We start from the raw sequence: 19,013 nt of genomic DNA, 5'->3' as shown, positions 1-19,013 counted from the left end.
GGGGCCGATCGACGGAAATTTCCTTCCGCCGACCGGCCCCGGCTTCCGCTCCCTGAAGTCGCTCCGGCTGGGTCAGCCGCGCGGCTTCTCGCGCATCTCGTACGTCGCGATGACGTCGTCGACCTTGATGTCGTTGAAGTTGCCGAGGTTGATACCGCCCTCGAAGCCTTCGCGGATCTCGGTGACGTCGTCCTTGAAGCGGCGCAGACCCTCGATGTTGAGGCTCTCCGCGACGACCTTGCCGTCGCGCAGGAGGCGCGCCTTGGTGTTGCGCTTGACCACGCCGGACCGGATGAGGACACCGGCGATGTTGCCCAGCTTGGACGAGCGGAAGACCTCGCGGATCTCCGCGGTGCCGAGCTCGACCTCCTCGTACTCCGGCTTGAGCATGCCCTTGAGGGCCGCCTCGATCTCCTCGATGGCCTGGTAGATCACCGAGTAGTACCGGACGTCGACGCCCTCGCGCTCCGCCATCTGCGCGGCACGGCCGGCCGCGCGGACGTTGAAGCCGATGACGATGGCGTCGGAGCCCATCGCCAGGTCGATGTCGGACTCGGTGACCGCACCCACACCGCGGTGCAGGACCCGGATGTCCACCTCTTCGCCGACGTCGAGCTGGAGCAGCGAGGACTCGAGGGCCTCCACCGAACCGGACGCGTCGCCCTTGATGATGAGGTTGAGTTCCTGGATCTGACCGGCCTTGAGCACCTTGTCGAGGTCCTCGAGGGACACCCGGCGGACGCGCTTGGCGAAGGCCGCGTTGCGCTCGCGCGCCGCGCGCTTCTCGGCGATCTGGCGGGCCGTGCGGTCCTCGTCGACGACGAGGAAGTTGTCGCCGGCGCCCGGGACGTTGGTGAGGCCCAGGACCAGGACGGGGGTCGACGGACCCGCTTCCTCGACGTTGTTGCCCTTGTCGTCGAGCATCGCCCGGACACGGCCGTACGCGTCGCCGACCACCATCGTGTCGCCGACCCGCAGCGTGCCGCGCTGGACCAGGACGGTCGCGACGGCGCCGCGGCCGCGGTCGAGGTGCGACTCGATCGCGATGCCCTGCGCGTCCTGCTCCGGGTTGGCCCGCAGGTCGAGCGAGGCGTCCGCCGTGAGGATGACGGCCTCGAGCAGGGAGTCGATGTGCAGACCCTGCTTGGCGGAGATGTCGACGAACATCGTGTCGCCGCCGTACTCCTCGGCGACCAGGCCGTACTCGGTGAGCTGGCCGCGCACCTTGACCGGGTCCGCGCCCTCGACGTCGATCTTGTTGACCGCGACCACGATCGGCACGTCGGCCGCCTTGGCGTGGTTCAGCGCCTCGATCGTCTGGGGCATCACACCGTCGTTCGCCGCCACCACGAGGATCGCGATGTCGGTGGACTTGGCACCGCGGGCACGCATGGCGGTGAACGCCTCGTGACCCGGGGTGTCGATGAAGGTGATGCGGCGCTCTTCGTCGTTGACCTCGGTCGCCACCTGGTAGGCGCCGATGTGCTGGGTGATGCCACCCGCCTCGCCCGCGACGACGTTGGTCTTGCGGATCGCGTCGAGCAGGCGGGTCTTGCCGTGGTCGACGTGACCCATGACCGTGACGACCGGCGGACGCGGGGCGAGGTACTCCTCGCCGCCCTCGTTCTCGCCCCATTCGAGGTCGAAGGACTCGAGCAGCTCGCGGTCCTCCTCCTCGGGGGAGACGATCTGAACGGTGTAGTTCATCTCGTCGCCGAGGAGCTGCAGCGTCTCGTCGGAGACGGACTGCGTGGCCGTGACCATCTCGCCGAGGTTCATCATGACCGCGACGAGCGACGCCGGGTTGGCGTTGATCTTCTCCGCGAAGTCGGTGAGGGACGCACCGCGCGACAGGCGAACGGTCTCGCCGTTGCCGCGAGGCAGCATCACGCCGCCCACGGACGGGGCCTGCATGGCCTCGTACTCCTGGCGCCTCTGACGCTTCGACTTGCGGCCGCGACGGGCGGGACCGCCCGGACGGCCGAACGCGCCCTGCGTGCCACCGCGGCCACCGGGGCCGCCGGGACGGCCACCGAAGCCGGGACGGCCGCCGAAGCCGCCGCCACCCGGAGCACCGGGACGGCCGGCGCCGCCACCGCCGCCACCGGGACGGCCGGCGAAGCCGCCGCCACCGCCGGGACGGCCGGCGAAGCCGCCGCCGCCCGGACGGCCGCCGGGGCCGCCGGGACGCCCGCCGGTCGCGGGACCGCGGCCGCCGGGGCCGGGGCGCGGACCGGCAGCGGGACGCTGCGGCATCATGCCCGGGTTCGGGCGGTTGCCGGCGGGGCCGCCACCCGGGCGCGGGGCCTGGGGACGCGGCATGGAGCCGGGCGTGGGACGCGGGCCGCCGGGACCCGCCTGCGGACGCGGGCCGCCGGCCTGACCGGGAGCCTGCGGACGCGGACCGCCGGGAGCGCCCGGCGCGCCGGGACGCGGGGCGCCGCCGGGACGGGGCGCCTGCGGGCGCGCCATGCCGGTGGAGCCGCCGGAGGTGAAGGGGTTGTTGCCCGGACGCGGACCGGCGGGGCGGGCGCCACCCGGACGGGGGGCCTGCTGGCCGGGGCGCGGGGCGCCCTGGCGTCCGCCGCCCTGCTGGCCGCCGGGCGTCTGGGGACGCGCGGCGGGGCGGGGGCCGGGGGTGGCACCGGACCGGGGACCGGCGGCGGGAGCCGACGGCGGCGCGGTGAACTCGGGCCGGGTCGGGGCCGGGGCCGCCGGGGCCGGCTTGGCCGGGGCGGGCTTCGGACCCGGGGTGGGGCGCGGGCCGGGGGCCGGCGCCGCGGGCTTCTCCGCGGCGGCGGGCCTCGGCGCGGGCGCACCCGGCTTCGGGGCCGCCGCGCGGGGGGTGCCGCCTGCCTGCGCCGGGGTGGGCGCGGCGGGCTTGGCGGGGACGGGGGAGCCCTCGCGCCTGGCGGCGGGGGCTGCGGGCGCTGCCTTGCGGGGCGCGCCGGGCTTGGCAGCGGACTTGCCGGCGGAGCCGGGTCCCTGCAAAGCGTCGGTCAACTTGCGGACAACCGGCGCCTCGATCGTCGAAGACGCCGAACGGACGAATTCACCGAGTTCCTGGAGCTTGGCCATGACGACCTTGCTCTCCACACCGAACTCCTTGGCGAGTTCGTATACCCGGACCTTAGCCACTTCGCTCCTTTGAGGTCCGGTGTACCGCCGGACCGTCGCTACTTCATGGGCGTACTCATCGCGTACTCATCGAGTGCTCATCGCAATCTCGACCTACTTCCAACTCGCGAGGTACCTGACCGCACGGGCTCTCCCCGTGCCGTGCTTCTTTCCTTACGGTGCCGCCTGCTCGATGTGGCGTCGTACGTCCGCGGTGTCGAGCGGACCCTGGACCCGGAGGGACCGGGGGAACGCCCGGCGGCGGACCGCCAGATCGAGACAGGACGGGTCGGGATGCACATAGGCACCCCGACCTGGCAGCGTACCGCGCGGATCGGGGGCGCACTCGCCCTCGATCGCCACGATCCGCAGCAGATCGGTCTTGGCCGCCCGCTCCCGACATCCCACGCAGGTTCGCTCAGGGCATGTGAGGGCATGCGTCCGGCCAGACACGCTTAAGTCTACCTCCCCGCACCGACCTCACCCCTTTGGGGCAAGAATCGAACGGTTGTTGTCGTGATCCGTACGGGGGTCGTACGGGACCGCACCACCCGCGCCGTGAGGCGGGAGGGAGCGGACGTGGTACCGCCGTGATGCGGGGTGGTCTCGCTGTGGCACAACGTGACCACCCCCGACTCTATTCCCCGGCGGGGGGCGCCGTCTGCTCGGTATCGGGCCGGATGTCGATGCGCCAGCCGGTGAGGCGGGCGGCGAGGCGGGCGTTCTGGCCCTCCTTGCCGATCGCCAGGGAGAGCTGGTAGTCCGGCACGGTGACGCGGGCGGACCGGGCGGCCAGGTCGACGATCTCGACCTTGGACACCCGCGCCGGGGACAGCGCGTTCGCCACCATGTCGGCCGGGTCGTCCGACCAGTCCACGATGTCGATCTTCTCGCCGTGCAGCTCGGCCATGACATTGCGCACACGGCCGCCCATGGGGCCGATGCAGGCGCCCTTGGCGTTGAGCCCGGAGCGCGTCGACCGTACGGCGATCTTCGTGCGGTGGCCGGCCTCGCGGGCGATCGCGGCGATCTCGACGGAGCCGTCGGCGATCTCCGGGACCTCCAGCGCGAACAGCTTGCGCACGAGGTTCGGGTGGGTGCGGGAGAGGGTGACGGAGGGGCCGCGCACGCCCTTGGCGACGCGGACGACGTAGGTGCGCAGGCGCAGGCCGTGCGGGTACTCCTCGCCCGGCACCTGCTCCTGGACCGGGAGGATGGCCTCCAGCTTGTCGTCCAGCTTCACCAGGACGTTCTTGGGGTCCTTGCCCTGCTGGACGACGCCGGCGACGATGTCGCCCTCGCGGCGCGCGTACTCGCCGAAGGTCATGTCGTTCTCGGCGTCGCGCAGCCGCTGCTGGATGACCTGGCGGGCGGTGGTCGCCGCGATGCGGCCGAAGTCCGACGGGGTGTCGTCGAACTCCTTGGGCTCCTGCCCCTCCTCCAGGTCGGCCGGGTCCTCCTTCGCCCACACCGTCACGTGACCGGTCTGCCGGTCCAGCACGGCGCGGGCGTGGCGGCGGGCTCCCTCGGTGCGGTGGTAGGCGATGAGGAGGGCCGACTCGATCGCCTCGACCAGCAGCTCGAAGGGGATCTCCTTCTCCTGTGCCAAGCCCTTGAGAAGCTTCACATCGATGTCCACGGCTACGCCTCCTCCTCTTCCTTCTTGTCCTTGCGGTTGAACTCGATCTCCACGCGCGCCTTGGCGATCTCGGGGAACTCCACGCGGCGGGTGGTGGCCTTGCGGCCCTTCACCCCGGGGACCTCGACGTCGAGCCCTTCGCCGTCCACGCCGAGGACGCGGGCGACGAGCTCGCCGCCCTCGTGCAGCCGGAACCTCACCAGGCGCCCGGTGGCGCGCACGAAGTGGCGGTGTTCGGTGAGGGGGCGGTCGGCGCCGGGGGAGCTCACTTCGAGGAGGTACTCCCCCTCGCCCATCGCGTCCGTCTCGTCGAGCTTCTGGGAGATGGCGCGGCTCACGTCGGCGACGGCGTCGAGTTCCACGCCGTCGTCCGAGTCGATGACGACCCTCAGCACCGTGCGGCGGCCCGCCCGGGACACCTCGATCTCTTCCAGATCCAGCTGCCTGTCGGTGACCAGCGGTTCAAGCAGCCCGCGCAGCCTCTCGCTCTGGGTGGTGCTCATCCGGGTGACTCCTCGGCCGCGTGTGCTGTTGTGGGTTCGTCGCGTGTCAGACAAAGGGTATCCGGTCGCGGAGGGTGTTGCCGTCCACCGTGGCCACCCGCGGGTACGCTCGCCTGCGGTGATCATCATCCGATCGGCATCATCGGATCGGCATCGCCCGGCCGGCATCCGGCCGGCATCGTCCGGTCTTCGGCCGATCTTCCGTCCGGTCTTCCTGAAGGGGTGACGCGTGGGGCGCTCGGGGCTGACGCGGAGACGTGCGCTCGTCACGGCGGCGACGGCGGCCGGGGTGCCGGGCGTCCTGGCCGGCTGCACGGGGCCCGGTACCGGCGGGGGCGGCGCCGCCCGGCCCTCCGCCGCCGAGGCGGCGCGCCGCGCCGAGCTGGCCCTGCTCCGCCGTTCGGCGGCGGTGAGCGGGGTGCTGCTGGCCGGATACGACGAGGCGCTGGCCGCCCACCCGGCGGCGCTGGGCACGCGGCTGGCCCCGCTCCGCGAGGCGGCGGCGCGCCATGTGGCGGCGCTGACCCCGCCGGGAGAGCGTGCCCCCGCGACGGCCTCGACCGGCGCCCGTACGGGGTCCCCGGACCCGGGCGCGGGCTCCCGCGCCCCCGGTACGGGCTCACCGGACGGCCGTACGGCGGGTCCGGACGCCGGTGCGGGCCCGCCCGGGGCCGGTACGGCGTCCGGGGCCGGGGCCGCGGGAGTGGCGGCGTCCGGCGCCTCGGCGGGCGGGGCGTTCCCGCGCGGGGTGCCGGCCGAGCCGGGGGCGGCGCTGGCGGAGCTCGCCGCGCTGGCCTCCCGTACGGCCGCCGCGCACACCGCCGCGCTGGTCGGCGCGCCGCCGGAGTCGGCCCGGCTGCTGGCGTCGGTCGCCGCGGCCGGGGCGGCGCAGGCCTACCTGCTGGGCGAGGGGGGCCGGGGGTGAGCGCGCTGGAGGCCGTGCAGGCGGTGCTGGCCGCGGAGCACGCGGCGGTGTACGGGTACGGCGTGGTCGGCGCCCGGGTCGGCGCGGCGCGCCGGGAGGAGGCCGCGGCGGGCCTCGCGGCGCACCGGGCGCTGCGGGACGCCGCCGCGCGGGCGGTGCGGGACCTGGGCGGCGAGCCCGGCGTGTCGGCGCCCGCCTACGCGCTGCCGTTCCCGGTGGCCGACGCGGACGCGGCGGTGCGGCTGGCCGCCGTACTGGAGGACCGGGTCGCGGGCGCGTACGCCGACCTCGTGCGGGCCGCCTCGGGCGCCGCGCGGCGGGACGCGGCGGCGGCGCTGCGGGAGGCGGCGGTGCGGGCCGTGCGCTGGCGGGGCGGCGGCGTAGCCTTTCCTGGGCTCGCCGAGCGACCGTGAGCCCCGCTCACCCGCGCCGCAGTCCCGGGCGCAGTACCGAAAGGTGGCCCCGCACGCATGGCCCACGCCGCTGACGCCCCCCTGTCCGAACCGCCGCGCCGCCTGGTGCGGGCGCTCGGCGAGACGTACGGCGAGGACGCCGCGGGCGCGTGGCTCGGCGAGCTGCCGGACACCGCGCGCCGGGCGCTGGGAGAGCGGGGCGCGACCGCCGAACGGGTGGTGGAGCCGGGCGGGCGCAGCAGTGTGGTGGCCCTGGTGCGGCTTCCCGGCGGAGAGCCGGCCGCGTTGAAGCTGGCGCCGCCGTTCGCCGCGCCCGCTCTGGAGCGGGAGGCGCTGGCCCACTGGAACGGCTGGGGCGCGGTGCGGCTGCTGGACGACGCCCCGGACGGTCCCGGCCTGCTGCTGGAGCGGCTGCGGCCCGACGTGTCGCTGCGGTCCCTGCCGGAGGCGAAGGCGCTGCTGGAGGCGGCCGGCACGGTGCGGCGGCTCTGGGTGGAGCCGCCGGAGGGGCACCGCTTCGAGTCGGTGGCCGACCGGACGGCGCGGATGGCGGAGGCGATGGCCCCGCTCCGGGCGGACGAGGCGGTGGGCGCCCTGGTGGCCGCCGCGCTGGAGGCCCGTGAGGCGCTGCTGGCCGACGCGGCGGAGGCGCTGCTGCTGCACGGCTGCTTCCGGCAGGGCAAGGTGCTGGCCGGCGACCGGGCGCCGTGGCTGGCGGTGGGGCCCGAGCCGGTGGTGGGCGAGCGGGCCTACGACCTGGCGCGGCTGGTGCGGGACCGGGTCGAGGACCTGGTGGCGGAGGCGTCCGGGCCGGTGGCGGCGCGGCGGCGGGTGAGCCGGCTGGCGGGGTCGCTGGACCTGGACGCGGAGCGGGTGCGCGGCTGGACGCTGTTCCGTGCGGTGGAGGCGGGCACGCGGGCCCTGGCGGCCGGGCGGGAGCGCGAGGCGGAGCCGCTGCTGGAGTTCGCGGGCTGGCTCTGAGCCGCCGGTGGCCGCAGGCCGCGGAGCGCGGGGCGGAGGCCCTGGACCGGGCGGTGGGACAGAGGTCGTGAGGCGGAAGGCCGTGGACCGGCGGTGGGCACATGCCGTGAGGCGGAAGGCCCTGGACCGGCGGACGGTCGGGTGTGGGCCCTGGGGCGGTCTGCGGTGGACTGCGGGTGGCGGCCGGCCTGGGGCGGAGCCGATGGGTGGCGGTCGAGTCGAGGGCCGGGGCGGGGTTGCGGCCCGGAGGTCGGGAGCGGGGTCGGCGGCGGGGGTCGCCGGCCGGGGGCGGTGGGCCGCGGGAGGCGGGCGGCCGGGTTGACGGCCGGTGCCGGCGGTCGGGCGGGCGCCGGCGTCATGTCCGCCGGGGTGCGGGTGGGCGGTGGTGGACCGGGGCACCGAGCGGCCCCGTGGGTGCACTATGGGCGTATCGCACAGAATGCGCGGTAGTGCTTCGACGGCAGGGGGTCGTCATGGGCGAGGAACTGCTGACCGCGGCCGTACTGGCGGGCGTGGCCGTCATCGTGTACGTCGGGGCCGCCGCGCGGGTCGTCCGCCAGTACGAACAGGGCGTCGTCCTGCGGTTCGGGCGGCTGCGGAGCCGGGTGCGGGGGCCGGGGCTGACCTTCGTCGTGCCGCTCGTGGACCGGATGCACAAGGTCAACATGCAGATCGTGACGATGCCCGTGCCCGCGCAGGACGGCATCACCCGCGACAACGTCACGGTGCGGGTCGACGCGGTGATCTACTTCAAGGTGGTCGCCCCGGTGGACGCCGTGATCCGGGTCGAGGACTACCGGTTCGCCGTCTCCCAGATCGCCCAGACCTCGCTGCGGTCCATCATCGGCAAGAGCGACCTGGACGACCTGCTCTCCAACCGGGAGAAGCTGAACCAGGGCCTGGAGCTGATGATCGACAACCCGGCCGTCGAGTGGGGCGTCACCATCGACCGCGTCGAGATCAAGGACGTGTCGCTGCCCGAGACCATGAAGCGCTCCATGGCCCGGCAGGCCGAGGCCGACCGCGAGCGGCGGGCCCGGCTGATCAACGCGGACGCGGAGCTGCAGGCGTCCAAGAAGCTGTCGCAGGCGGCGCGGGAGATGTCCGAGACGCCCTCGGCGCTCCAGCTGCGCCTCCTCCAGACGGTGATGGCGGTCGCCGCGGAGAAGAACTCGACGCTGGTGCTGCCGATCCCGGTGGAACTGCTGCGGTTCCTGGAGCGGTCCGCGGAGGCCGCCGAGCACCGGACGGCCGAGCGGTCCCCCGCCGGGCGGTCCGGGGGCCGGGCGGCCGGGGAGGCCCGGGAGGGCCAGGGCGGCCGGGAGGACGCCGTCACGGACGGCGCCGGGCCCTCCGCCGCGCTCGCCGGGGCGCGCCCCGCGGGCCTGCGCGGCGGCGGACGACCCGAGCCGGCCGCCGAACCCGAGGGCGGAGCCCGCGCCCCGGACCGGACGCGGACGGCCGCCGCCGCGCCCGGACGCGCATCGGCGCCGACCGCCCCGCCGGTGCGGGAGGACGACGCCGGTACGGCGGGGTGCCTCTGACGGTCGCCGGGTGATGGGCCGCCGGGTGCGGGCCGCCCGTCGGCGTGGCTACGCGGCGCGGGCGGCCCGCGGGAGCCCCGGCAGGGGGCGCCCGCCGGCGTGGGCTACTCGGCCGTGAGGCGGGCCACCGCCTCCTCGACCGTCAGCTCCTCGCGCTCGCCCGTACGGCGGTCCTTCAGCTCCACGACGCCCTCGCCCGACCGGCGCCCGGCGACGAGGATCCGGGGCACGCCGATCAGCTCGGCGTCGGTGAACTTCACGCCCGGCGACACCCCGGCCCGGTCGTCGACCAGGACCCGCAGCCCCGCCTCGCGCAGCTTCTCGGAGACGTCCAGGGCCAGCTCGGTCTGGAGGGCCTTGCCGGCGGCGACGACGTGGACGTCGGCCGGGGCGATCTCGCGCGGCCAGCACAGGCCCTTGTCGTCGGCCGTCTGCTCGGCGAGGGCGGCGACCGCGCGGGAGACGCCGATGCCGTACGAGCCCATGGTCACGCGGACCGGCTTGCCCTGCTGGCCGAGCACGTCGAGCTGGAAGGCGTCGGTGTACTTGCGGCCGAGCTGGAAGATGTGGCCGATCTCGATGGCGCGGTCCAGCTTCAGGCCCGTGCCACACCGCGGGCAGGGGTCGCCCTCCTCGACCACGACGACGTCGAGGTAGTCGTCCACCTGGAAGTCGCGGCCGCAGACGACGTTCCTGGCGTGCTTGTCCGGCTGGTTGGCGCCGGTGATCCAGGCCGTGCCGGGGGCGACGCGCGGGTCGGCGATGTAGCGGACCTTGTCCAGGCCCTGCGGGCCGACGTAGCCGCGCACCAGGTCGGGGCGGCCGGTGAAGTCCTCGGCGGTGACCATCTCGACCACGGCGGGCGCCAGGTGGTCCTCCAGCTTGCCGAGGTCGACCTCGCGGTCACCGGGGACGCCCACGGCGACGATCTCGCCGTCCACCTTGACCAGCAGGTTCTTCAGCGTGGCGGACGCCGGGACGCCGAGGTGCTCGGCCAGCGTCTCGATGGTCGGCGTGTCCGGGGTGTCCAGCTCCTCGACGGGGCCGTGCCCGGAGCCGTCGACGGGCGCGCCGCCCGCGAAGGTGACGGCCTCGGTGTTGGCCGCGTAGTCGCAGGACGGGCAGTACACGAAGGTGTCCTCACCGGCGGCAGCCGGGGCGAGGAACTCCTCGGAGGCCGAGCCGCCCATGGCGCCCGACACCGCCGAGACGACCTTGTGGCGCAGGCCCAGGCGGTCGAAGATCCGCACGTACGCCTCACGGTGCAGGCGGTACGACTCGGCGAGGCCCTCGTCGGTGGTGTCGAACGAGTACGAGTCCTTCATGTGGAACTCGCGGCCGCGCAGGATGCCCGAGCGGGGGCGGGCCTCGTCGCGGTACTTGATCTGGATCTGGTAGAGGATCACCGGCAGGTCCTTGTAGGACGTGCACTGGTCCTTGACCAGCTGGGTGAAGATCTCCTCGTGGGTGGGGCCGAGCAGGTAGTCGGCGCCCTTGCGGTCCTTGAGGCGGAACAGCTCGGCGCCGTACTCCTCCCAGCGGCCGGTCGCCTCGTACGGCTCCTTGGGCAGCAGGGCCGGGAGCAGCACCTCCTGCGCGCCGATGGCGTCCATCTCCTCGCGCACGACGCGCGCGACGTTCTCCAGGACCTTCTTGCCCAGCGGCAGCCAGGACCAGATGCCGGCGGCGTTGCGGCGGACGTAGCCGGCGCGGACGAGCAGTTTGTGGCTGAGCGTCTCGGCGTCCGCCGGGTCGTCGCGCAGTGTCTTGATCATCATGCGGGACATGCGCTGGACCTGGGCCATGGGGATCTCTCCTGCGGTGAAAAGTGTGATGGGCAGGAGGTTAGCCGGGCGCCCCCGGCCCGCGGAAATCAGTTGCCCGCCGGGGCGTCGCCGGGCGGCCCGGCCGCGGGGCGGCGGCGCAGCGGCAGCGGGGCCCCCATGACGGCGTAGGGGCGGGCGGCGCTGGGGAAGTGGACCCGGCGGGCGAGGTCGACGTAGCCGAGGGAGCGGTACAGCCGGCGGGCGGGGCTCTCGGTGTCGATGGCGGACAGGATGGAGCGCCGCTCCTCCGCCGTGCCGGTGATGGTGGTGATCAGCTCCGTGCCGATGCCGCGGCCCTGGTGGGAGGGGTGGACGTGCAGCTCCGTGATCACGAAGGAGTCGTCGAGCCAGTCGTCGTTGCCCTCGCGGACCAGGTACGGCTGGACGACGGTGGACCACCAGTGGGCGCGGTCGTTGGGCATCCCGTACACGAAGCCGACGAGGCGGCCGTCGGGTGCGGTCGCCCCGTACGCGCGGGCGCCCCGGCAGGCCATGTGGCGGACCACGATGTGGCGGCGCACCGCGACCTCGCCCGCGCTCAGCCCGAAGGCGACGGCCTGCACGGCCAGCGCGTCGTCCACCCGGGCGGCCAGGTCGAGCGGTTCAAGCGACACGGCGTCGTCCATGGCCCGACCCTACGTCCCGTCCGGTCCCTCAGAACAGCACGCTCATGAACGCGCCGACCTCGCGGAAGCCGACCCTGCGGTACGCGGCGCGGGCGGGGGTGTTGTAGTCGTTGACGTACAGGCTGGCGACCGGGGCCACGTCGGCCAGCGCGTACCGGAGCACCGCGGCCATGCCGGTCTCGGACAGGCCGCGGCCCCGGTACTCGGGGGCGACCCAGACGCCCTGGATCTGGCACGCCTTGGAGGTGGCCGCGCCGATCTCGGCCTTGAAGACCACCTTGCCATCCTCCACGCGCGCGAAGGACCGGCCGGACGAGACGAGTTCGGCGACGCGGGCCTGGTACAGCAGCCCGCCGTCCCCGGCCATCGGGGAGACGCCGACCTCCTCGATGAACATCGCCACGCACGCCGGCATGATCACGTCCATCTCGTCCTTGCGGACGCGGCGGACCAGCGGGTCGGGCGCCACGTCGGCGGAGGGCCGCTCGGCGACCATCAGCGGCTGGTGCCGCCGGACGTCGCGGGCGGGGCCCCAGCTCGGTTCGAGGAGCCGCCACAGCTCCGCGGTGGCCTCGGCGGGGCCGACGATCGAGGAGCAGCGGCGGCCGGTGCGGCGGGCGCGGTCGGCGAAGGCGCGGACCGCTTCGGGGGTGGCGCAGACGGGGACCAGGTTGGCGCCCGAGTAGCACAGGGAGCGCAGCCGCCCCTCGGAGTACCAGCCCCACATCTCGCCGCCCAGGCGCCACGGGTCGAGGCCGGCGGCCTGGACGCGGGCGGTGACGAACGCGTTGGCCACCGGCTCGCTGTCGAGGACTGCGAGCGCGGCGCCGAGGTCCCCGGGTTCGAGGACCCGGGTGGTGGTGTGCGTCAACACGGGGGCCTCACCAGTGGGTCTGTCGGTCTCCGCACTGTACCCGGCCCCGCCCGCCGCACGCCGGGGCGGCGACGGGGTCCGGCCGGGGTCCGGCCGGGGGGCGGGAGGGGGCGGCCGGGGCGGGGTGCGGCCGGGGCGGGCGGCCGGGGCGGGGGCGGATCCGAGCGCGGTGCGGGCGGGTGCGGCCGGGCAGGGGCGCCCGGTCCAATGGGAGGCCGGGCGGCGGGCGGGGCCCTCCGGGCGCGGGGGCCGGCGGGCGCGGGGGCCGAGGGGCAGGGGCCTTCGGCCGGGGCGTGGGAGGCGGTCCCCGCCGGGGCGGGGGGCCGGAGCCGGGATACCGGGGCGGGGTGTTGCCGGGGCGGTAGCGGATTCGGGCGAGATGCGGGCGGGTGGGGGCGGGTGGGCACCGGGTCCGGTGGGAGGCCGGCCGGCGGGCGGGGGGCCTCCGGGCGGCGCCCGAGGGCGGGGGTCGAGGGGCAGGGCCCCGGGCCGGGGACGGCGGAGACGGTTCACCGGTACGCGACGTGCCGCCGCCCCCGGCAGCGGGCTGCTCGGGGGCGGTGGCCGACGGGGCGCGGCGCGCCGGCGGGACGGTCAGGAGACCACCGGCGGGGCGGCGATGCGGTCAGGCGGCCGGGGGCCGACACCGCCGGGAGCCGCCTGGGGCCGCCTGGGGCGCGGGGCGGCCGGGGTCAGCTGATGGAGACCTCGGGCTCGCCCGAGGGGACGCCGTCCTTCTCCATCTGCTCGGCGATCTTCATCGCCTCCTCGATCAGCGTCTCGACGATCTTCGACTCGGGCACCGTCTTGATGACCTCGCCCTTCACGAAGATCTGCCCCTTGCCGTTCCCGGAGGCCACGCCCAGGTCCGCCTCGCGGGCCTCGCCGGGGCCGTTGACGACGCAGCCCATGACGGCGACCCGCAGCGGCACCTCCATGCCCTCCAGGCCCGCCGTGACCTCGTCGGCCAGCTTGTACACGTCGACCTGGGCGCGCCCGCAGGACGGGCAGGAGACGATCTCCAGCCGCCGCTGGCGCAGGTTCAGCGCCTCCAGGATCTGGATGCCGACCTTGACCTCCTCGGCGGGGGGCGCGGAGAGCGAGACGCGGATGGTGTCACCGATGCCCTCGGAGAGGAGCGCGCCGAAGGCCACGGCCGACTTGATGGTGCCCTGGAAGGCCGGGCCCGCCTCCGTCACACCGAGGTGGAGCGGGTAGTCGCACTGGGCGGCGAGCTGACGGTAGGCGTTGACCATGACGACCGGGTCGTTGTGCTTGACCGAGATCTTGATGTCGTGGAAGTCGTGCTCCTCGAAGAGGGACGCCTCCCACAGCGCCGACTCGACCAGCGCCTCGGGCGTCGCCTTGCCGTACTTCTGGAGGAGCCGCCGGTCGAGGGAGCCCGCGTTGACGCCGATGCGGATCGGCGTGGCCGTCTCGCGGGCGGCCTTCGCGATCTCCTTCACCTTGTCGTCGAACTGCTTGATGTTGCCCGGGTTGACGCGCACGGCCGCGCAGCCGGCGTCGATGGCGGCGAAGACGTACTTCGGCTGGAAGTGGATGTCCGCGATGACCGGGATCTGCGACTTCTTGGCGATCACGGAGAGCGCGTCGGCGTCGTCCTGCGTGGGGCAGGCCACCCGGACGATCTGGCAGCCGGACGCGGTCAGCTCGGCGATCTGCTGGAGCGTCGCGCCGATGTCGGAGGTGCGGGTCGTGGTCATCGACTGCACCGAGACGGGTGCGTCGCCGCCGACGGCGACGGAGCCGACCTGGATCTGCCGACTCTTCCGGCGCTCGGCCAGCTTGGTCGGAACGGACGGCATGCCGAGAGAAATCGCGGTCATCTGCTGTGCAACCCCAAGGTGTGGATCGAGGTCCCGATATCGGCGGGCTCCAGGGTCCGAGATTACAGGTGGGGCACGGCCCCGGGCACACCGCGGCGAGCGCGTGGCACGCCCCCGGAGCACCCCGGGGCGGCTCGCGGGAGGTGCGGAAGGGCGGCGCGGCGGACGACCACGGCGTACCGGAGAGCGGCGCGGACCACGCGCACGGCGTACGGACGCGCGGGACGTGCGGAAAGGCGCGGGGAGGGACCGTACGGAAGGGCGGCGCGGACGCGTCCCCGCGCCCGTGCCGCCCTCGGCCGCGGGCTGCCGGCAGCCCGCGGCGGGACTACGAGATCTTCACCGGGTTCACGATGTCGGCGAGGAGCACCAGCACCGTGAAGCAGACGAAGAGCCCCGCGACGACGTACGCGACGGGCATCAGCTTCGCCACGTCGAACGGGCCCGGGTCGGGCCGGCGCAGCAGCCGCGCCAGGTTCCGCCGCGCGGACTCCCACAGGGCGCCGGCGATGTGGCCGCCGTCGAGGGGCAGCAGCGGCAGCATGTTGAAGAGGAACAGCGACAGGTTGAAGGTGGCGAGGACCAGCAGGAACGTGGCGACGATGTTCTGCGTCGGCACGTCGAGGTTCATCACCTCGCCGCTGATGCGGGCGGCGCCGACGATGCCGACCGGGGAGTCGGCCTTGCGCTCGCCGTCGCCGAAGGTGGCGTCCCACAGGTCGGGGATCTTGCCGGGCAGGGCGACGACCGCGTGGGCGCCGTCCGCGATCATGTCGCCCATGCGGTCCACGGACTGGCCGAAGGTGAGCGGGACGATCTCGGTCTTGGCGGCGAAGCCGAGGTAGCCGGCGGGGACGTACTCGTCGGGGACGACCTCGCCGTCCGCGTCCTTCTTCACCACCATGTTCCGTTCGAGGACGGGGTGGAGGTCGAGCCGTTCGCCGCCGCGCTCGACGGTGACCGTGGCGGGGCCGATCGTGTCGCGGATGCGGGCGGACAGCTCGGGCCAGTCGGCGACGGGCTCGCCGTTGAAGGCGACGATGCGGTCCCCGACGCGCAGGCCGGCGGCGTGGGCCGGGGCGACCCTGTCGCCGGTGGCGCACCGGTCGCGGTTCTCGCTCTGCGCGATGACGCACTTCTGGACGCCGGCGACCTCGGTCGTCTGCGTGGCGAAGCCGAACGACATGGCGACCCCGAGGAAGATCGCCACGGCGAGGACCAGGTTCATGAAGGGCCCGGCGAACATCACGATGACGCGCTTCCACGGCTTGCGCGTGTAGAACAGCCGCTTCTCGTCGCCGGGCCGCAGCTCCTCGTACGCCGCCGAGCGGGCGTCCTCGATCATGCTCCGCCAGGGGGAGGTGGAGCGGGCCTCCAGGCGGCCGTCCGCGCCGGGCGGGAACATGCCGATCATGCGGATGTAGCCGCCCATGGGGATGGCCTTGACGCCGTACTCGGTCTCGCCCTTGGTGCGGGACCAGAGCGTCGGGCCGAAGCCGACCATGTACTGGGGCACCCGGATGCCGAACAGCTTGGCCGTGGAGAGGTGGCCCAGCTCGTGCCAGGCGATCGAGACCAGCAGACCCGCGGCGAACAGCGCGATGCCGAGGATCGTCAGCAGTACCGTCATGCGCGGACCTCCGCGGTCGTCCGTGCGGCCTCGGCCGCCAGCTCGCGGGCCCGGGCGCGCGCCCAGGTCTCCGCTTCGAGGACGTCCGCGACCGTCAGGGAGGTTCCCGGGGCGGGCGTGCCGTGCTCGGCGACGACCTCGGTGACGGTGTCCATGATGCCGGTGAAGGGCAGCCGGCCGGCGAGGAAGGCGTCGACGCACTCCTCGTTGGCGGCGTTGAAGACGGCGGGCGCGGTGCCGCCCAGCTCACCGACGTGCCGGGCGAGGCCGACGGAGGGGAACGCCTCGGTGTCGAGGGGGAAGAACTCCCAGGTGGAGGCCGTGGACCAGTCGAAGGCGGGGGCGGCGTCGGGGACGCGCTCGGGCCAGCCGATGCCGATGGCGATGGGGCCGCGCATGTCGGGCGGGGTGGCCTGGGCGAGCGTGGAGCCGTCGGTGAACTCCACCATGGAGTGCACGTACGACTGGGGGTGGACGACGACCTCGATGCGGTCGAACGGGATGTCGTACAGCAGGTGGGCCTCGATCACCTCCAGCCCCTTGTTGACGAGCGTGGCGCTGTTGACGGTGATGACCGGGCCCATGGCCCAGGTGGGGTGGGCGAGGGCGTCCTCGCGGGTGACGGTCGCCAGCTCCGCGCGCGTACGGCCGCGGAAGGGGCCGCCGGAGGCGGTGACGACGAGCTTGCGGACGTCGGCGCGGGTGCCGGCCGCGAGGGCCTGGAAGAGCGCGGCGTGCTCGGAGTCGACCGGGATGATCTGGCCGGGCTTGGCGACGGCCTTGACCAGCGGGCCGCCGACGATGAGCGACTCCTTGTTGGCGAGGGCGAGCGTGCGGCCCGCCTCCAGCGCGGCGAGCGTCGGCGCGAGACCGATGGAGCCGGTGATGCCGTTGAGCACCGTGTGGCAGTCGGAGGCCGCGAGGTGCGTGGCGGCGTCCGGGCCCGCGAGGATCTCGGGCAGCGGCTCGGAGCCGTACGCCTCCTTCAGCGCCTCCCGCAGGGCCGGCACCGCGTCCTCGCGGGCCACGGCGACGGCGGCGACGCGCAGCCGGCGCGCCTGCTCGGCGAGGAGCCCGGGGCGCCCGCCCGCGGCGGACAGCGCGGTGACGCGGAACCGGTCGGGGTTGCGCAGCACCAGGTCGATGGCCTGGGTGCCGATGGACCCGGTGGAGCCGAGGACGACGACGTCCCGGCGGCCTTCGGCCGGATCGAAGGCGATGTGCGGGTCGGCGAGGGGTGCTGGGCTGTCGCTCATGCCCCCCATTCTCACCGCATCCGGCCCCGCCGTTGACCGCTCCCCCGAGGTGGCCGCTCGCAGGCGGGCGGGCCCGGCCGATCGGGCGGGCCGGTCGGCGGAGGCGGGTGGTGGAGGTTCTCGCGGGCGGAGGGGCCGGGGTGGCGCCGGCCATCCGGGGACCGTCGCCGCCGGGGGCAAGGGCGCCGGCCGGGTGGCGACCGGCGAGGACGTCCTCGCCGGCCTTGTGGTCGGCGTCGCCGGTGTCGTCCCCGAGGCGGCCGAAGGGGTGCCGTCGACGCGGGGCCGGGCCTGGCGGCTGACGCCGTCGGCCAGTTGGTCCGCACACCCGGCCCGGAGGTGGGGCGTCTGGTCCACAGGTCCGGGGCCCGTGGAACGCCCCCCACCGCGACGGGCGTCGTCACGTTCGGCGTTCGAGGGCCTGCCCGAGTCGGTCGCGAGCCCGGCCGGGCAACCGCCCGTGCAACGCCCGCCCGCGTGCCCCGACCAGGCCCGTCCGGTACGCGCCGGGCAACCGCTCCAGCGTCTCGGCCGCCATCTCGGCGGCCGCCGCCGGGTCGCCGTCCGCATGCAGGCAGGCCGCCCGGTCGAGGGCGAGCAGTGCCCTCGTCATCGTCGACCCCGACCGCGTGAGCGCCAGCGCCTCGTCCTGCGCCGCGTAGGCCGCGCGGGAGTCTCCCAGCAGGGTGTACGCCTGCGAAAGGTGCACGTGGTGCTTCTGCGCCGGATAGCCGGTCCACGTGTCGGCCGTCTCCGCGCCGTCCAACCGCTCCACCAGCGTCCGCACGTCGTCCACCGCGCGTCGCGCCCCGGCCCGGTCTCCCAGCGCCGCCAGCGCCCGCGCGGTGACGGCGGCGGAGAGCGCTGCTGCCGCCGACGGTGCGGCGCCGGTCTCCCGCCGGGCCCTGGCCGCCAGCGCCGCGGCCTGCCGGGGTGCGCCGTAGTTCAGCGGCACCATGGCGTGCCGGGCCAGCACCCAGCCGGTGACGCGGCGGTCGCCGGACTCGCGCGCGGCCCGCTCCGCCGTCGCGAACCAGCGGGCCGCGTCCGGCTGGTCGCCGCGGTCGTGTTGGATGATCGCGACCAGACCGGCCATCCCCGCCGCCGTGCGCACCAGGTCGGCCCGCGCACCCGCCGGATGGGGACGGGCCAGTACATCCCGCAGCAGGTCGAGGTCGGCGCGCATCTCGGCCAGGACAACCTCCGGGAGGCGGCCGCCGTAGCCGCCGCTGTGCCGTTCGAACGCGGCTCCGAGATACGTCAGATCCCCGTCGGACTCCGCAACGAGGGCACTGTCGATGGCGTCCCTCGCCTGGGCGATGCCCGGCAGCCCGGCGACGCCGACGGTCGCGGCGGCTGCCCCTATGAAGCGTCGTCGGTCCACGTCGCTCATCTCCTCCGTGCCCCGCCGGCGGCGGGCTTGCCGTGATGCCGCGATGGCGCGGCGCACCTCAGCGGCCGTCACCCCGTACGCGCGGGCGATCGGTTCGTGGAACACGGGTGTCGGCAGCCGCCGTTCCGTCTCCCATCGCTTGAGGTTCTCCGGGTCGAAGAACCGGCCGCCCTGGGCTTCCTCGACCAGCAGAGCCTGCTCCTCGCGGGTGCGGCCCGCCTGTTCACGGACTCCCCGTAAGAGGGCGCCGACGCCCTCCGGACTCATCATGAGCCGCGCCTCCTGTGTCGTCGCAAGGGTGATACCCACTCTGGCCCCCCAACGTGGCCCCCCGCCGGGAAACGCACCCATTCCTGGCACCCCGGACCTCGCGGCGTCGTCCGTTGAATGAGCGAGCCGCCCCGAGGCCGGGACGAGCCGAATGCCCCCGGCCTCGGGG

The 19,013-nt window shown here is 74.8% G+C and carries 15 protein-coding genes; 4 read left to right on the top strand and 11 right to left on the bottom strand.

Features of this window, described 5'->3' with window-relative positions; translation table 11 throughout:
• Nucleotides 1-72 precede the first annotated feature (72 nt).
• The 4 genes from infB to rimP form a co-directional block, all read right to left on the bottom strand.
• Nucleotides 73-3,138 carry a translation initiation factor IF-2 gene (gene infB, locus CP974_RS22755; RefSeq protein ID WP_150485848.1) on the bottom strand — a complete coding sequence of 1,022 codons (3,066 nt, stop codon included), beginning with the start codon at nucleotides 3,136-3,138 and terminating at the stop codon, nucleotides 73-75.
• A 153-nt stretch (nucleotides 3,139-3,291) separates the two neighbouring features.
• Nucleotides 3,292-3,570 carry a YlxR family protein gene (locus CP974_RS22750; RefSeq protein ID WP_078915786.1) on the bottom strand — a complete coding sequence of 93 codons (279 nt, stop codon included), beginning with the start codon at nucleotides 3,568-3,570 and terminating at the stop codon, nucleotides 3,292-3,294.
• Between the two features lie 184 nt (nucleotides 3,571-3,754).
• Nucleotides 3,755-4,756, bottom strand: coding sequence for a transcription termination factor NusA (gene nusA / locus CP974_RS22745; protein WP_031134616.1), 1,002 nt, complete (start codon nucleotides 4,754-4,756; stop codon nucleotides 3,755-3,757).
• A gap of 2 nt (nucleotides 4,757-4,758) precedes the next feature.
• Complete coding sequence (rimP, locus tag CP974_RS22740; protein WP_031134614.1) at nucleotides 4,759-5,259, bottom strand: ribosome maturation factor RimP; 501 nt, start codon at nucleotides 5,257-5,259, stop codon at nucleotides 4,759-4,761.
• Nucleotides 5,260-5,488: 229 nt separating this feature from the next.
• On the opposite strand from rimP, the gene CP974_RS22735 reads away from it, so the two are divergent.
• The 4 genes from CP974_RS22735 to CP974_RS22720 all read left to right on the top strand — a co-directional run bounded on the left by CP974_RS22735 (nucleotide 5,489) and on the right by CP974_RS22720 (nucleotide 9,122).
• The gene (locus tag CP974_RS22735) at nucleotides 5,489-6,184 is read left to right on the top strand and encodes a hypothetical protein (RefSeq protein ID WP_031134613.1); all 696 of its coding nucleotides are present in this window, start codon (nucleotides 5,489-5,491) and stop codon (nucleotides 6,182-6,184) included.
• A complete protein-coding gene (locus CP974_RS22730; RefSeq protein ID WP_031134611.1) occupies nucleotides 6,181-6,597 on the top strand; it encodes a DUF4439 domain-containing protein in 417 nt (138 codons plus the stop codon). Before CP974_RS22735 ends, CP974_RS22730 begins: the two co-directional genes overlap by 4 nt.
• 57 nt (nucleotides 6,598-6,654) lie before the next feature.
• On the top strand, nucleotides 6,655-7,578 hold the full coding sequence (locus CP974_RS22725) for an aminoglycoside phosphotransferase family protein (RefSeq protein WP_031134609.1): 924 nt from the start codon (nucleotides 6,655-6,657) through the stop codon (nucleotides 7,576-7,578).
• Nucleotides 7,579-8,051: 473 nt separating this feature from the next.
• Complete coding sequence (locus CP974_RS22720) at nucleotides 8,052-9,122, top strand: slipin family protein (protein WP_031134607.1); 1,071 nt, start codon at nucleotides 8,052-8,054, stop codon at nucleotides 9,120-9,122.
• Nucleotides 9,123-9,226: 104 nt separating this feature from the next.
• Here CP974_RS22720 and CP974_RS22715 read toward each other — a convergent pair whose 3' ends face one another.
• From CP974_RS22715 to CP974_RS22685, 7 genes are all read right to left on the bottom strand, one after another.
• The gene (locus CP974_RS22715) at nucleotides 9,227-10,927 is read right to left on the bottom strand and encodes a proline--tRNA ligase (protein WP_031134606.1); all 1,701 of its coding nucleotides are present in this window, start codon (nucleotides 10,925-10,927) and stop codon (nucleotides 9,227-9,229) included.
• 68 nt (nucleotides 10,928-10,995) lie between these two features.
• Nucleotides 10,996-11,574 (bottom strand): GNAT family N-acetyltransferase, encoded by a 579-nt coding sequence (locus CP974_RS22710; RefSeq protein WP_051839813.1) that lies wholly within the window; start codon nucleotides 11,572-11,574, stop codon nucleotides 10,996-10,998.
• Nucleotides 11,575-11,602: 28 nt separating this feature from the next.
• Nucleotides 11,603-12,448, bottom strand: coding sequence for a GNAT family N-acetyltransferase (locus CP974_RS22705; protein ID WP_031134602.1), 846 nt, complete (start codon nucleotides 12,446-12,448; stop codon nucleotides 11,603-11,605).
• 692 nt (nucleotides 12,449-13,140) lie between these two features.
• A complete protein-coding gene (ispG, locus tag CP974_RS22700; RefSeq protein ID WP_031132047.1) occupies nucleotides 13,141-14,295 on the bottom strand; it encodes a flavodoxin-dependent (E)-4-hydroxy-3-methylbut-2-enyl-diphosphate synthase in 1,155 nt (384 codons plus the stop codon).
• A gap of 328 nt (nucleotides 14,296-14,623) precedes the next feature.
• Nucleotides 14,624-15,925, bottom strand: a complete 1,302-nt coding sequence (locus tag CP974_RS22695) for a M50 family metallopeptidase (RefSeq protein ID WP_031132049.1) — start codon at nucleotides 15,923-15,925, stop codon at nucleotides 14,624-14,626.
• On the bottom strand, nucleotides 15,922-17,181 hold the full coding sequence (gene dxr / locus CP974_RS22690) for a 1-deoxy-D-xylulose-5-phosphate reductoisomerase (protein WP_031132051.1): 1,260 nt from the start codon (nucleotides 17,179-17,181) through the stop codon (nucleotides 15,922-15,924). Before dxr ends, CP974_RS22695 begins: the two co-directional genes overlap by 4 nt.
• A gap of 400 nt (nucleotides 17,182-17,581) precedes the next feature.
• Nucleotides 17,582-18,844: an NsdA family TPR-like regulatory protein gene (locus CP974_RS22685; RefSeq protein ID WP_223844506.1), complete on the bottom strand. Its 1,263-nt coding sequence runs from the start codon at nucleotides 18,842-18,844 to the stop codon at nucleotides 17,582-17,584.
• Between the last annotated feature and the right edge of the window lie 169 nt (nucleotides 18,845-19,013).

It is taken from the genome of Streptomyces fradiae ATCC 10745 = DSM 40063 (assembly GCF_008704425.1).
Taxonomy (GTDB): domain Bacteria; phylum Actinomycetota; class Actinomycetes; order Streptomycetales; family Streptomycetaceae; genus Streptomyces; species Streptomyces fradiae.
The sequence above is the reverse complement of the archived record's forward strand: the minus strand, read 5'-3'. Positions and strand labels throughout refer to the sequence as shown.